13 protein-coding genes and 1 CRISPR repeat array are annotated in these 14,703 nt (G+C 45.8%); of the genes, 7 read left to right on the top strand and 6 right to left on the bottom strand.

The genetic code is table 11. From position 1 onward, the window contains the following. Nucleotides 1–223 precede the first annotated feature (223 nt). Nucleotides 224–607 (top strand): tetratricopeptide repeat protein, encoded by a 384-nt coding sequence (locus tag VST71_09020; protein ID MEC4685856.1) that lies wholly within the window; start codon nucleotides 224–226, stop codon nucleotides 605–607. Between the two features lie 32 nt (nucleotides 608–639). On the opposite strand, the gene VST71_09015 is transcribed toward VST71_09020, so the two are convergent. Next, entirely contained in the window at nucleotides 640–891 is a 252-nt protein-coding gene (locus tag VST71_09015; GenBank protein MEC4685855.1) for a phosphohydrolase, read from the bottom strand. Nucleotides 892–968: 77 nt separating this feature from the next. Continuing rightward, nucleotides 969–2,093, bottom strand: a complete 1,125-nt coding sequence (locus VST71_09010; protein MEC4685854.1) for an HD domain-containing phosphohydrolase — start codon at nucleotides 2,091–2,093, stop codon at nucleotides 969–971. A 327-nt stretch (nucleotides 2,094–2,420) separates the two neighbouring features. On the opposite strand from VST71_09010, the gene acs reads away from it, so the two are divergent. From acs to VST71_08990, 4 genes are all read left to right on the top strand, one after another. Then, entirely contained in the window at nucleotides 2,421–4,394 is a 1,974-nt protein-coding gene (gene acs / locus VST71_09005) for an acetate--CoA ligase (GenBank protein ID MEC4685853.1), read from the top strand. Nucleotides 4,395–4,553: 159 nt separating this feature from the next. Then, nucleotides 4,554–4,826, top strand: coding sequence for a 30S ribosomal protein S15 (rpsO, locus tag VST71_09000; protein ID MEC4685852.1), 273 nt, complete (start codon nucleotides 4,554–4,556; stop codon nucleotides 4,824–4,826). A gap of 14 nt (nucleotides 4,827–4,840) precedes the next feature. After that, the gene (gene pnp, locus VST71_08995) at nucleotides 4,841–6,958 is read left to right on the top strand and encodes a polyribonucleotide nucleotidyltransferase (GenBank protein MEC4685851.1); all 2,118 of its coding nucleotides are present in this window, start codon (nucleotides 4,841–4,843) and stop codon (nucleotides 6,956–6,958) included. Between the two features lie 188 nt (nucleotides 6,959–7,146). Further along, complete coding sequence (locus VST71_08990; protein MEC4685850.1) at nucleotides 7,147–8,379, top strand: pitrilysin family protein; 1,233 nt, start codon at nucleotides 7,147–7,149, stop codon at nucleotides 8,377–8,379. Here VST71_08990 and VST71_08985 read toward each other — a convergent pair. Genes VST71_08985 through greA form a run of 4 tightly spaced genes read right to left on the bottom strand, consistent with a single transcriptional unit; the run spans nucleotide 8,376 to nucleotide 11,317 of the window. After that, entirely contained in the window at nucleotides 8,376–9,179 is an 804-nt protein-coding gene (locus VST71_08985; protein ID MEC4685849.1) for an SAM-dependent chlorinase/fluorinase, read from the bottom strand. The genes VST71_08990 and VST71_08985 overlap by 4 nt on opposite strands. Further along, nucleotides 9,158–10,081: a dihydroorotate dehydrogenase gene (locus tag VST71_08980; GenBank protein MEC4685848.1), complete on the bottom strand. Its 924-nt coding sequence runs from the start codon at nucleotides 10,079–10,081 to the stop codon at nucleotides 9,158–9,160. Before VST71_08980 ends, VST71_08985 begins: the two co-directional genes overlap by 22 nt. A gap of 2 nt (nucleotides 10,082–10,083) precedes the next feature. Next, the gene (locus VST71_08975) at nucleotides 10,084–10,848 is read right to left on the bottom strand and encodes a dihydroorotate dehydrogenase electron transfer subunit (GenBank protein MEC4685847.1); all 765 of its coding nucleotides are present in this window, start codon (nucleotides 10,846–10,848) and stop codon (nucleotides 10,084–10,086) included. After that, nucleotides 10,841–11,317: a transcription elongation factor GreA gene (gene greA, locus VST71_08970; protein ID MEC4685846.1), complete on the bottom strand. Its 477-nt coding sequence runs from the start codon at nucleotides 11,315–11,317 to the stop codon at nucleotides 10,841–10,843. The genes VST71_08975 and greA overlap by 8 nt, the downstream gene beginning before the upstream one ends. Before the next feature lie 271 nt (nucleotides 11,318–11,588). On the opposite strand from greA, the gene VST71_08965 reads away from it, so the two are divergent. Then, nucleotides 11,589–12,866, top strand: coding sequence for a glycosyltransferase (locus VST71_08965; protein ID MEC4685845.1), 1,278 nt, complete (start codon nucleotides 11,589–11,591; stop codon nucleotides 12,864–12,866). Nucleotides 12,867–12,933: 67 nt separating this feature from the next. After that, a complete protein-coding gene (locus tag VST71_08960) occupies nucleotides 12,934–13,635 on the top strand; it encodes a hypothetical protein (protein ID MEC4685844.1) in 702 nt (233 codons plus the stop codon). Nucleotides 13,636–13,872: 237 nt separating this feature from the next. Then, nucleotides 13,873–14,565: direct repeats of the CRISPR family, unit length 30 nt; unit sequence GTTTCAATTCCATATTGGTTCAATTAAAAG. Nucleotides 14,566–14,703 lie beyond the last annotated feature (138 nt).

The raw sequence follows: 14,703 nt of genomic DNA, 5'->3' as shown, positions 1-14,703 counted from the left end.
TTCGCCAATGCGTAAAAATGATCTTAGAAATCTTACTGTCCCGTTTTCTGCGCAAGGATGTTTGCGCTACAGGGGTTTCCCTATCCTAATCATCCTTGTCATCATCCTGTTTTTATCTTCCTGTAAAGAAAAGTCTGACACACCCACCGAAACTCCTCCACTGGAAGGACTCAGTCATTCACCCGTCAGTGTTGACTCAGACATAAAGAAGCTACGGGAGATCGTGAGTGAAAAGCCTTCCGACCTTAATGCCTGGATCGAGCTTGGCAACCTCCTTATGGATAGCGGCAGGTTCAGGGAGGCAATAGAGGTTTATAAAAAAATACTTGAGACAAACCCGGACAATGTAGACGTAAGAGTAGATCTGGGCACATGCTACAGGAATTCAGGAGACCCTGAAAGGGCCACAGAGGAATACAGAAAGGCTTTGGGTTATGACCCAAAAAACCCTTACGCGCATAGAAATCTCGGCATTGTGCTGGCTTATGACCTGGGCAGAACAAGGGAGGCAATTACCGAGTTTGAGGCATATCTTGAACTCTCTCCTGATGCCTCTGATACCCCGCAGGTAAAACAGGCAATAAGAGAGTTAAAAGAGAGGTCCTGAGACAGGGGATATCTGCCTGTAAAAGAGAAACCTTACTCGCCTTTCTTCTTTTTCATAAGCCGTTCATACTTTTCCGCCCCTACACACTCCTTTGCAGCAGGACACCAGTCAATACAGGTCGGCCTCATCTCCCTTGCAACAACCTTTCCACACTTACCACACACAGCCTCGGTCTCATCTGACCATATCTCAACCTTACTGCCGCAAAAAACGCAGATTATCTCCTCTGGAAAGGGGCTCTTTATCTCTGTGCTGCCGGGACATCCTTCTTTAAAGTTACTCATACCTTAATTATACCAGGATAAAGGCAAAAGGCCCATGATTTATATCATATACAGATGACCGGTTCAGACTTCCTGCTTTAGCCAATATCATTCCTCCGTGCCTCATAAATCTCCCTGAACATTTCGGAGGACCTCATGAAGGCCTCAAAAACCTGTGGATCAAAATGTTTCGGCATGCTTTTGACATCCCCGTCAGTAAGGATATTTACAACGCTCTCATGGTCCATTACCGGTTTATAGGGCCTTCTGCTCCTCAATGCATCATACTGGTCAACTATATTCATTATCCTCCCTGATACCGGAATATTTTCACCCTTTAGCCCTTTTGGATAACCGGCACCGTCCCACTTTTCGTGATGGGTAAGTGCAATCTCCTCAGCCATCTTCAGGTAGGGTGAGTTTGAATTCCTGAGAATTTTGGCACCAATAGTGGTGTGCGTCTTCACAATCTCCCATTCTTCAGAAGTGAGACCACCCTTTTTAAGAAGAACTCTCTCTGGAATACCTACCTTTCCGATATCATGCATTGGCGAGGCATAATAAATAGTCTCTATATACTCCTTGCTCATACCCAGAGCAGATGCGAGCACCTTTGTATACAAACTGATCCTCTTTATATGCGCTCCGGAATCCTCATCCTTGTACTCAGAGGCAAGGGTGAGCCGGTAAACTGTCTCAGCATACCCTGTCCTGATCCTCCTGTATACCTTTTCAAGTCTTTCAAATGCCCCCTCAAAAGCCTTTATCTTCGCTGCCACCTGCTCCTCAAGTATCTGCTTATGCTGTCTTAAGAAATCACGGCACTCCTTGAGTTTTAAGAGGTTCCTCACCCTCAGGGTGAACTCAACTGCATCGACGGGCTTTACAAGAAAATCGTCAATCCCTCCGGCAATACCTGCACTGAATTCCGGTGATGGGTCAGGGGCTGTGAGTATAACAATGGGGATATGCGCGGTAAGCTCATGGGACTTGAGTTTCTCCGCAATCTCAACCCCTTTCATTTCAGGCTTCATCTCATCCATAAGTATAAGGTCCGGTAAGTGCTGAAGCGTCTGCTCCACCGCCTCATGGCCGTTCCTGGCTACTATCGTTTCATACCCGTGGCCTTCACAAAACGACCTTAAGAGCCTTATCTCTTTTTCATCACCATCAACAATAAGGATTTTGAAGACTTTTTTCTTGTGATTCAATCCATTATTCATTCTACCCCCCAGGATCTCTTACAGTTCCTTATCTTTTTGACCGCATTCACAGATGACCACGAGTGTGATCTCCTTCCCTGTGCCCCCTCCGGAGAAGACTCTCACAAAACAGAATCCGATTATATCACAGCCTGTTACGCCTTTCCATAACCCGAATCCAGCGATAAATGGTTGCTGTAACAGCTACCACAGAAAAATTCTATCATAAAAAATCAAAAAAAAACGAGAAAAAAAACAAATCCATCCTATAAAATAGAGGAACTAAACGTTAATTTCTGCTAAAGTATTTAAAAGTATATCTCGGATTTTCTAAACAAGGAGGTCACAATGTCAGAAAAGGGGATTTCTGTCTTACTTCAGGAACAGAGAAGCTTTCCACCATCTGAGGAGTTTTCACGTAAGGCCCATATCAAGAGTATGGCTGAATATGAGGCGATCTATCGCCGCTCTGTGGAAGACCCCGAGGGATTCTGGGCAGAGATGGCAGAGAAGAATCTCTCCTGGTTCAGGAAATGGGACAGGGTGCTTGAGTATGACTTTGAGAAACCCTTTGTAAAATGGTTTGCCGGCGGAAAACTGAACGCCTCATACAACTGTCTTGACAGGTACATCAGCACCCCGCTGAGGAATAAGGCAGCCATTATATGGGAGTCGGATGAAGGCCATTACAGGACCTACACATACCAGCAGCTTTACCATGAAGTCAACAGGTTCGCCAATGTCCTGAAAAAGCACGGAATCGGCAGGGGCGACAGGGTAACGATCTACCTGTCCATGGTACCCGAGCTGGCAATAGCCATGCTTGCCTGTGCAAGGATCGGGGCCATTCATAGTATCGTGTTTGGCGGTTTCTCGTCCCAATCCCTCAGGGACAGGATAAACGACTGTGAGGCAAAACTCGTCATCACCGCAGACGAGGGGATAAGGGCCGGGAAAAAGGTGCCCCTGAAGGCAAACGCTGATGAGGCATTACTTGAGTGTCCAACTGTCGAGAAGGCAATAGTCGTCAGAAGGTCCTCCGGGGATGTGAACATGGAGGCCGGAAGGGACTACTGGTGGCATGAAGAAATGGCGGCAAAGGATATATCCAACTACTGTGAACCTGAGCAGATGGATGCTGAGGATCCACTCTTTATACTCTACACCTCCGGGTCAACAGGAAAACCAAAGGGTGTCCTGCATACAACAGGCGGCTACCTTTTATATACAAACCTCACTTTTAAATGGATATTCGACTACCATGATGAAGACATTCATTTCTGCACGGCAGACATCGGATGGATAACAGGCCACAGCTACATTGTCTATGGCCCCCTCTCTGCCGGGGCTACATCTCTTATGTTCGAAGGGGTTCCAAACTACCCTGACCCGGGCAGATTCTGGGATATAGTGGATAAACACCAGGTAAATATACTCTATACTGCACCCACTGTAATAAGGGCGTTGATGAGGGAGGGAGAGCAGTGGGTACACCAGCATGATCTCTCGAGTCTCAGGCTCCTTGGTACAGTTGGAGAACCGATAAACCCCGAGGCATGGATGTGGTATCACACCCATGTGGGTAAGGAGAAGCTTCCCATTGTGGACACATGGTGGCAGACAGAAACGGGCGGAATTCTTATAACACCCCTGCCCGGAGCCATGACCCTGAAACCCGGCTCTGCAAACAGGCCCTTCCCCGGAGTGGTGCCGAGCATAGTTAAAGAAGACGGTACACCTGCCGAGGCAAACGAAGGGGGGTATCTTGTCATTGAAAAACCCTGGCCCGGTATACTCAGGGGTATGTTCGGAGATACTGAAGGAAAGAGATTCAAGGAGGTTTACTTCAGCAGATTCCCGGGCAGATATTTTACAGGTGACGGTGCAAGGATTGACGAAGACGGCGATTTCTGGCTGATGGGCAGGATAGACGATGTACTGAACGTCTCAGGCCACAGAATAGGCACAGCAGAGCTTGAGTCAGCCCTTGTAAGCCATGAGAAAGTGGCAGAGGCTGCAGTGGTTGGGTACCCCCATGAGATAAAAGGTGAGGGGATATACGCCTTTGTTGTACTGCAGGAGGGAGTCCCGTCTGATGAGGCCCTAAAAGAGTCACTCAAGAACCATGTAAGAAAACTGATCGGCCCGATTGCAAAACCTGACAGGATACAGTTTACCCCGGGCTTGCCAAAAACCCGCAGCGGCAAGATAATGAGGAGGATACTCAGAAAGATTGCAGGCGGAGAGACCGAGGACCTTGGAGATATTTCAACACTTGCTGATCCATCTGTTGTGGAGGAGCTTGTGAGGAACAGGGTTTAGGATGCCACTGGTCTCCTTTACATCTCAGGCGTTACTATGGTAATCTTTAAGGCAGATTAATTTAACGCAAGTTAACGAAAATCAATAAAGAGACTGTCATATAATTATTCTGCTCATAATTTATGCACGGCTCTCTAATAATTTAAAGAAAGGGGTGATATGGTGCCTCTCACAAAAGAGAAAAAAGACGGCATTATCGAAGCATTCAAGGTACACGCAAAGGATACTGGTTCACCGGAGGTTCAGGTAGCCTTGCTTACAGAGAGAATAACTTATCTCACAGAGCATTTCAAGGTCCATAAAAAGGACCACCATTCAAGGCGGGGATTACTGAAGCTGGTGTCCCAGAGGAGAAAACTCCTTAAATACCTGAAAACCTGCGACAAACAGCGGTATGAGAAGCTCATTGAGCGCTTAGGATTAAGAAAGTAGAGGTGACAACTTACATGTCGGAAATTGACGCTCCACACAGAGAAAAACATGAGATCAGAGAACATCAGCTTATAATTGAGACTGGAGAGCTTGCAAAACAATCTGATGGCTCGGCTTTAATAAGTTATGGTGACACTGTGGTGCTTGCCACAGCAGTAGCTTCAAAGAGGGAAAGGAAAGACCTTGATTTCTTTCCATTAACAATTGATTATCAGGAAAAGGCATACTCAGCGGGTAAGATTCCCGGGGGGTTTTTTAAAAGGGAAGGGAAACCTTCCGAGAAAGAAGTGCTTGCATCCCGCCTGATCGACAGACCCATCAGACCACTCTTCCCCGACGGTTTCCGTTCAGAAACGCAGGGTATAGCATCGGTCATATCGTTTGGAGACGAAAACGTATCGGATATCCTTGGCATAATCGGAATCTCCACTGCCCTTATGTTATCGGATATACCTTTTGACGGCCCTGTATCAGCAGTAAGGGTTGGAAGGATCGACGGAGAGTTTGTGGTATTACCCTCTTTGGAAGAACTCGACAATATGGAGCTGAATTTTGTTGTAGCCGGAACGGATGATGCCGTCATGATGGTTGAAGGGAGCGCAATCGAGGTATCAGAGGATATTGTCCTGGAGGCAATAGATGTTGCCCATGAAGAGATAAAAAAGATAAATGTAATTCAGAGAAGGCTTGCAGAGGTATGCGGCAAACCCAAGAGGCAGATCAATCCGACCGTGATTGATGAGGCACTTAAAGAAGAGGTCAGGTCCTATGTAATTGACAGGATGAAAGAGGCCGTGAGAATACCCTCAAAGATGAAGAGACAGGAGGCGTTGGACCTTCTGCTTGAGGAGACCCTTGAAACGTTTGCCTCTGAAGAAGATGACAGGGCAAAAGAGATATCCGGGCTATTCCATGACATTGAAAAGGACCTCGTAAGAAGGATGATCATAGACGAAGGTGTGAGGACCGACGGGAGAAAGCCTGAGGATATAAGGCACATCTACGGCAGGGTTGGTTTCCTGCCAAAAGTGCATGGTTCAGCCCTCTTTGTCAGGGGCGAGACCCAGGCGCTTGTGGCGGTAACCCTTGGTACATCAGCGGATGAGCAGAGGATAGACGCCCTTGAAGGTGAAACATTTAAATCCTTTATGCTCCACTACAACTTCCCGCCCTTCAGTGTTGGTGAGGTAAAGAGACTGGGATTCACCGGCAGGAGAGAGATCGGGCACGGCGCACTTGCCGAGAAGGCTCTGAAGCCTGTGATACCATCAAAGGAAAAGTTCCCGTATACCATACGGATAGTCTCAGACATTCTGGAATCAAATGGCTCCTCATCAATGGCAACTGTTTGTGGTGCAACCCTTGCACTCATGGACGCCGGTGTCCCCATTGAAACACCTGTGGCAGGTATCGCCATGGGACTCATACATGAGAGTGACAAGACCGTAATACTCTCGGACATACTTGGTCTTGAAGACCACCTCGGAGATATGGACTTCAAGGTTACCGGAACAAAAAAAGGCGTAACCGCCTTTCAGATGGATGTGAAGATAAGCGGTATAACCAGAGAGATAATGGAGTCGGCCCTCGAGCAGGCAAGAGCGGGAAGATTCCACATACTGGAGAAGATGAATGAGACACTGCCTGAGCCCCGGAAGAATCTTGCTCCCAATGCACCAAGGATATATACCCTGCAGATCAAGCCGGAAAAGATAAGGGATGTAATCGGCGTAGGGGGTAAGGTGATAAGGGGAATAACCGAGCAGACAGGCGTAAAGATAGACATAGACGATACAGGTCTTATTAACATTGCCTCTGCTGACGAGGCATCCGCCATGAAGGCAAAAGAGATTATAGAGGGGATTGTACAGGATGTAGAGGTTGGCAGGATATACATGGGAAAGGTCAAAAAAGTTGTAGACTTCGGTGCCTTTGTTGAAGTACTGCCCGGAGTGGAAGGGCTTTTACATATTTCCCAGATATCAGATGAACGTGTTGCAAAGGTTACAGACGTGATTAATTACGGTGATGAATTCCCGGTCAAGGTCATAGAGATTGATGATATGGGAAGACTCAAATTAAGCAGAAAAGAAGCCCTTCGGGAAGAGGCCGAAGGAAAGACAAAGGGATAGACAGAGCATGCTCTGCGTTTTAGAGGCCTGCATAAAGGCAGGCCTCTGAGATCTGCCCTTAAACCTATACTTTATTTCTTCAATTTTAGCTCCCCTGTCCCATTCCCTGTCTGCAGGCAACACACAGGCAGACACCGGGGAAAGGTAAAAACAATATTAATTTACAGAAACCATTTGGAGCAAAGACCATGTTCAAAAAAGAATATCTCGATAACAAAATACCCGTCCTGCTGGAACGCATAAAGGGTGTCCGCTCTGTATGCCTTGGCATCTGGGTAAAGGTGGGCTCAAGATATGAGACAAAGCAGAAAAACGGGATATCCCACTTCCTTGAACACATGCTCTTTAAAGGGACCAAAAAACGTTCACAAAAAGAGATAGCCGTTGAAATAGACTCCCTTGGCGGAGACCTCAATGCCTACACATCCAAGGAAACAACAACATTCTACATAAAGCTGCTCGATGATTATCTTGAAAAGGGCACTGACCTGCTCATGGATATTTTTCTACACTCCCGGCTGCCTGAAGACGAGATAGAAAAGGAAAAAGGTATTGTGATTGAAGAGATAAAGATGGTGGAAGATACCCCTGATGATTACATCCACGACCTGTTCAGTGAATATGTCTGGAACAGGGAAGGCATTGGTCTGGGCATCCTCGGCACTAAAAAAACAGTCAGGTCCTTCACGAAAAAAGACCTGACCGAACATATAAAAAAGCATTACAGCATCAACAATATTGTCATATCATGTGCTGGCAATATTGAGCATGAAGAGGTTTTAAAGGGACTTAACAGCTCCATCGGAACAATCAGCAACACCTCCCAACCCCACACTTACTCAAAACCGGAATTTCATCATGGAACAAAAGTGGTAACAAAAGAGTGCGCTGAAGTACATCTCTGTATCGGAGCGGAGGGTATTGCCCAGGGAAGTCCGGAACGATATGCAATGTTATTGCTGAATACCGTTATCGGGGCCGGGGTCAGTTCAAGGCTCTTTCAGGAGATCAGGGAAGAGAGGGGACTTGCCTACTCTGTATATTCCTTTACTTCCTCTTATCATGATTCGGGGCTTTTCGGTGTATACGTGGGAACAGGCAGAAAAAAATACCAGCAGGTAATAGACATAATAAGGGATGAACTCGTCAATTTCAAGGATACAGTATCTGAAGATGAACTGACAAGGGCCAAAAAACAGCTCAAGGGAAACCTTGTTCTTGCCCTTGAATCCACATCAGGAAGGATGAATAACCTTGCCCGCCAGGAAATCTATTATGGAAAGTATATATCTCCATCAGAGATTATGAAGGCCATTGACGGGGTCCGCTTCTCTGAGGTAAGGGAGCTCTCTGACAGACTCTTCAGTGACAGGAAATTCGCACTTACGGTTCTCGGACCTGTAAAGAATGCCTCAATTTAGCTCTTTATAATGCCTACAATGTCTCCTATCCTGATCCCGAAACTTTCTGCTGCATTGCCCCTGCAAATGAAAAACTCGAGAAGACCACTACTGTTAATAAGACAGTAAAGATCTTTATCTTCCACTTCTGAATAGCAGTTCTTGAATGGAACCACATTGCCCTTCAATACAATCCTCAATCTTTCACCTCCGTTGAGGGAATCCGAGAGAAGGTCTGAAGATATGTTGGTTATTGCATTGCCGAAATGGTCAATATATACCACTTCGCCTTCGATTGTATTCCTGGAAGGCATTCCTGGCTCGGGCATATGGATATTCATAAAATCGTCTATCTCCTCACCAAAGTGACTGACAGGAATACCCTTTGAGAGCCACGCTGCCACAGGGGAGAAAATATCCCTGCCGTGAAACGTTGAAGAGTCTTTCTTGAGGAAATAATGCTCGGAGGTTATATGAGTAACACTGAAGGCGTCCTTCTCCTTTTTATATACCATCGAGAAAAGACCATTGTCAGGCCCGACAAAGTAATGGTTTTGTGTTGTCACAACAATCGGTCTCCTGCTTGAGCCCACCCCCGGGTCCACCACCACGAGATGAATTGTCCTGACAGGGAAATACTGATAACTCAGGCCCGTAAGGACAGCCCCTTCCCTTATGTTATGGGGTGAGATATTGTGAGTGATATCCACCATCTCAACGTCAGGATTGGTATTAAGAATAACACCCTTCATTTGTCCCACAAAAGGGTCTTTCGTTCCAAAATCAGAGGTTAGTGTAATCAAAGGTCTTCTCGCTCCCATATCAAGCCTCCTTTAATAGTGGAAATGTCCTGGATTCCATTTGTGGTCATATAATCCTTTATCCCTGATAATATATCCATTGTTGCAGTTGGATTCACAAAGTTTGCAGTTCCCACTGCCACGGCAGCAGCACCGGCAAGCATATATTCGATTGCATCCCCTCCGTCCATTATCCCGCCCGAACCTATAATCGGGATACTGACCGCCCTGAACACATCCCAAACCATCCTTATCCCTATGGGCTTGATGGCAGGACCTGACAGCCCCCCTGTAATGTTTGCCAGCTTCGGTCTTCTCGTCTTTATATCAATAGCCATGCCTGAAACCGTATTTATCAGAGATACTGCATCAGCCCCTGCATCCTCTGCAACCCTTGCCATGAGTGCAATGTCCGTCACATTCGGTGAGAGTTTAACGATAAGAGGAAGGTCCGTTACCTTTCTCACTGCACTGACAACCTCAGAGGTGACCTCAGGGTCTGTACCAAAGACAAGCCAGCCAGCCTGTTTGTTGGGGCATGATATATTCATCTCAAGGCCGTCTATGCCCTGCACATCGCTTAATCTCTCTGCCGCTCCCACATACTCATCTACGGAGTCACCGAAAAAGTTGGCTATTACAGGCACATTAAACCGCCTCAGAAACGGGAGTTTTTCCTTTATAAAACTCTCCACACCGATGTTCTGAAGCCCTATGGCATTAAGCATCCCCGCGGGGGTCTCCACAATGCGCGGAGGAGGATTGCCCTCCCTGGGTAAAAGCGAGAGCCCCTTTACCACAATTGCACCAAGGCTGCCAAGATCAACAAACTCAGCATACTCTTCCCCGTAACCAAATGTCCCCGAGGCGGTCATAACAGGATTTTTCAGTCCAAGTTTTCCTATGTTGACTGACAGGTTCATGTTCAGCACACTATCTCCCTTACATCAAAAACCGGCCCTTCCTTGCAAACCCTCTTATACCCCTGCCCTGTCTTGATTACACACCCGAGGCAGGCGCCAATACCGCAGGCCATTTTTTCCTCAAAGGAGATATAACCCGGAATGCCCCTCTCATTCAGGAACTTCAGGAGAGCCGCTATCATCCCTTCAGGGCCGCACGCATATACAGCGGGGTTTGCAATGGCAAGGTCATTTAGGGATTCAATCAATCTCTCAACCGCATTGCCCTTAAACCCCATGCTGCCGTCATCCGTGCTTATATAGATGTGCCCTGTGAGTTTCTTTATATCATCGAGGAGATATAGCTCCGTGGAGTTCACAGCGCCATAGAAGAGACGGGTTCCCGCATGTACGCTCCCTATCAGGGGAAAGACAGACGCTATCCCGACACCTCCGGCAACAAGTATCGGGGTCTCATCTTTTAGGGGTTCAGGATAGCCGTTACCAAGGGGACCCAGCATGTCGATGCTGTCTCCGGGCCTCATATTTCTCAACAGGAGAGTCCCCCTGCCCTTCAACCTAACAAGGAACTCCAGATGCATATCATCCCATCTTAAGATACTGAAGGGTCTTCTCAGAAGGGGATCAAGGGTTTCAGATGCCCTCAGCAGATAAAACTGTCCTGCAGCAGGCCTGACATGGGGTTGCAGCGGGGCAAGCTTAAGAATATTATGGGTTTGAGACAGGTGAATATTTCCTGAAACCTCTGCCTGGAAAAACCTACTCAAAACTGATCTCTATAATCTCATACTCTATGGTTTTTGCCGGGGCGTTGACAACTACTGTATCTCCAACCTCTTTACTCATCAGCCCCCTGCCAACAGGAGAGGTGATCGATATCCTGCCATTGGTAACATCCGCCTCATCAGGCCCGACAAGCTGAAACAGCCTCTCCTCTTCTGTTGCAAGGTCATAAACCTTCACCTTTGCACCAAAAGTAACCCTGTCACTTTTGATTTTTGAAGTGTCAATAACCTGGGCCAGCGCTGTCTTGGACTGCAGCTCCTGTATGCGGCCTTCAATAAAGGATTGTCTCTCTTTGGCAGCATGATATTCTGCATTCTCGCTTAAATCACCATGCGACCTTGCCTCTTCAATATCCTTTATATTTCTGGGCCTCTCAACCCTGAGAAGACGCTCCAGTTCCTCTTTCATTTTACGAAAACCCTGCTCTGTCATGGGGATTCTCTTCATCATGCCCTCCCAAAATCATAAAGGTTGTATCATCATACACCTGAATGATATAATGTTGATACAGTAATAATTTAACCATTATTTCGATTGCTTAGTCAACATTTTTCAAGTCACAAGGCATAGCTGTTACTCGCAATTTGAAGCAGGCAACAAACAACAGGTAAAGATATCATCAGCACAAATCTGCACAGGTCTCAGTACGGAGCGAACCTGGTGAATAACGGACTTGCATGTGTTTTGCATAAACCTAATATCCTGACCGAATACTACAACTATGCCTGAAAACACGATAGCCCTGAGAAAGGATGTTCAGGAAAAGATTAATGAGCTTGGAGAGGCCGATATAGTTGTCGGCATTCCAAGTTATAACAATGCCAAGACCATCGGACATGTTGTGAGGGCTGTTCAGGCTGGACTTTCAAAATACTTCCCTGACGCCAAGTCAGTACTTGTAAATTCCGACGGGGGATCAACTGATGGAACCATGGATGTTGTCAGGGAGACCACTGTTGATTTTGACTCCATACTGCTTCATCACAGGGTGGGAAACCTCCACAAGATTATCACCCCCTATCATGGGATTCCCGGAAAAGGGAGTGCCTTCAGAACCATCTTTGAGATAGCAAAAACCCTTAATGTAAAGGCCTGCGCGGTGGTGGATTCCGACCTCAGAAGCATAACCCCTGAATGGATCGAACTCCTGATCAGACCGGTTCTCAATGCAGGGTATGATTACGTTGCCCCCTATTATCACAGACACAAATATGACGGCACCATCACTAATACCATTGTCTACCCGATGACCAGGGCACTGTACGGGCACAGAATCCGTCAGCCCATAGGGGGAGACTTCGGGCTCTCCGGCAAGCTTGCAACTTTTTATCTGACAAAAAACGTATGGGAGACAGACGTAGCCCGTTTCGGCATTGACATCTGGATGACCACAACCGCTGTGGCAAATTCCTTCAAGGTATGTCAGGCATTTCTGGGGGCAAAGATTCACGACCCCAAGGAACCGGGATCCGACCTCAGTGCAATGCTCCACCAGGTGGTAATCTCCGTCTTTAATCTTATGGAAGAATATGTCACAATATGGAAGGATATAAAGGGGTCGAAACCTGTTCCTACATTCGGCTTTGTATATTCGGTTGGCCTTGAACCCATCAAGGTCAATCTTGATGCCATGATAGATAAATTCAGGCTTGGAGTGAAAGAACTCTCGGTCATGTACGAATCATTTCTACCCGGGGAATTAATGTGGTTTCTCGCAACCGTGGGAGACAAGCCAAAAGAGAAATTCTCCATTCCCGACAATGTATGGGTGGAGATCGTATATAATTTTGCCTTGGCGTGTCACAGAAAATTGATGAGCCGGGAACATATAATAAAGTCGCTTACACCTCTATATCTTGGCAAGGTAGCCTCTTTTGTGATAGAGACGTGGGAAAGCACAGCTGCCGAGGTAGAGCAGAGGCTTGAAGAACTCTGTATAGCCTTTGAAAAGGGAAAGCCCTATCTTGTTGAGAGATGGTTTGAGGAGGAAGAAGAGTGAGTTTGAGCCGGTCAACGGTCAATAGGCAATGACCATTAACGAATGATTAATTCAAGGAGGGTTTTTAATGGAAAACTTATTCGATAAAATCGTAACAGCACCTATGATGGACTGTTTCCAGAAGCTTATCGAATTCTTGCCAAACCTTCTCAGTTCTCTTGTTATATTCATTTTAGGATTCCTCTCCGGATGGATTATCAAGAGTATAATCCAGAAGGTACTCGGGATATTAAATACAGACCGGTTCTGCAAAAGAATGGGAATAACCCAGGTACTTGAAAAGGGTGGAATAAAGACACCCCCCTCAAAACTTCTGAGCCAGATATCCTATTGGTTTGTGGTAATAATTTTCTTTATAATGTCACTTTACACCCTGAAAATCCCGGCAATTGAGGACCTCCTCGAGAAATTCTTTCTCTATCTCCCCAATGTTTTTGTCTCTGCGCTGCTTATTATAGTCGGTTACATACTCAGCAACTTTGCTGGAAGGGCAACACTGATAGCCTCTGTAAATTCAGGTATAAAATTCTCGGGATTATTAAGCAAAACCGTCAAAACCATACTCTTTTTGCTTGCCTTCACAATGTCCCTTGAACAGCTCGGCATAGGCCACGATACAGTAATCGTTGCCTTCACGGTAATTTTCGGAGGAATTGTATTTGCCCTCTCGCTTGCCTTCGGCCTTGGGGGAAAGGATGTGGCAAAGGAATATCTGGAGAAGAAGTTTAAGGGAGAGGCCGAAAAGGAAGACGAGTTAAAACATCTTTAGAGGCTTCCCGGCTATTCTGCTCACAGCAACCCAACCCGTTGGCCGGGCGGGTCAAAGAATTTCCCCTCTATCAAGAGGGGATGATGGGGTGTGTGCCTCTTCTTGTTTCCTGCTACTGTTACTAATCTGATCACAATTCAGAGAAACTTATTTGCCGGCACCAAATATTTATCCTGCAAAACCCTGTTTTTTATTTTCCTCCTTAATAACATCCATGCAGACATGTTCTTCCTGCACGTTTCAATTCCATATTGGTTCAATTAAAAGTAGGTACTAAGAATTTGACGGCATGGGAAATAGTGAGTTTCAATTCCATATTGGTTCAATTAAAAGTTGGTAAAAACGCTAATATACTTGTTACCTATCAACTGTTTCAATTCCATATTGGTTCAATTAAAAGTGTAAGTTAAAATAACATACGATTTTGCTTGACATGGTTTCAATTCCATATTGGTTCAATTAAAAGTAAAAATGAATACAATATATAGCGGAGTTACAACTTTGTTTCAATTCCATATTGGTTCAATTAAAAGGGAACTACAATATTGGGATTACTTTATTTTTGCCTTGTTTCAATTCCATATTGGTTCAATTAAAAGTGGTGGGGCGTTCACGACTGAACTATGGGTCAACTTTGTTTCAATTCCATATTGGTTCAATTAAAAGAAATGATAGCTGTCTTATCCATAGCGTTACAAGATCGTTTCAATTCCATATTGGTTCAATTAAAAGACATCATTGATTACGGCAACAAGGTGGAGCAGCGTCGTTTCAATTCCATATTGGTTCAATTAAAAGTGTCTGGCGGGAAGTCGCTGTTGAGCCTTTCAAGCTCGTTTCAATTCCATATTGGTTCAATTAAAAGCGAGGACTTACAGCAAAAGGCAACAGGGCAGGCCCGTTTCAATTCCATATTGGTTCAATTAAAAGGAAAGCTCTCTTAAGGGACATCCTATATCCCCTGTCAAGTAAAAAAATACATTTCAAGAAATATCTTTTAGAATCATATAGTTGCAGAACCCTGTAAGGATTCAAACGTACCTCTCCTCCTAAGCCTTAAAAAGACTT

Source organism: Nitrospirota bacterium, assembly GCA_035873375.1.
In the GTDB taxonomy this organism is placed as follows: domain Bacteria; phylum Nitrospirota; class Thermodesulfovibrionia; order Thermodesulfovibrionales; family JdFR-85; genus BMS3Bbin07.
The sequence above is the reverse complement of the archived record's forward strand: the minus strand, read 5'-3'. Positions and strand labels throughout refer to the sequence as shown.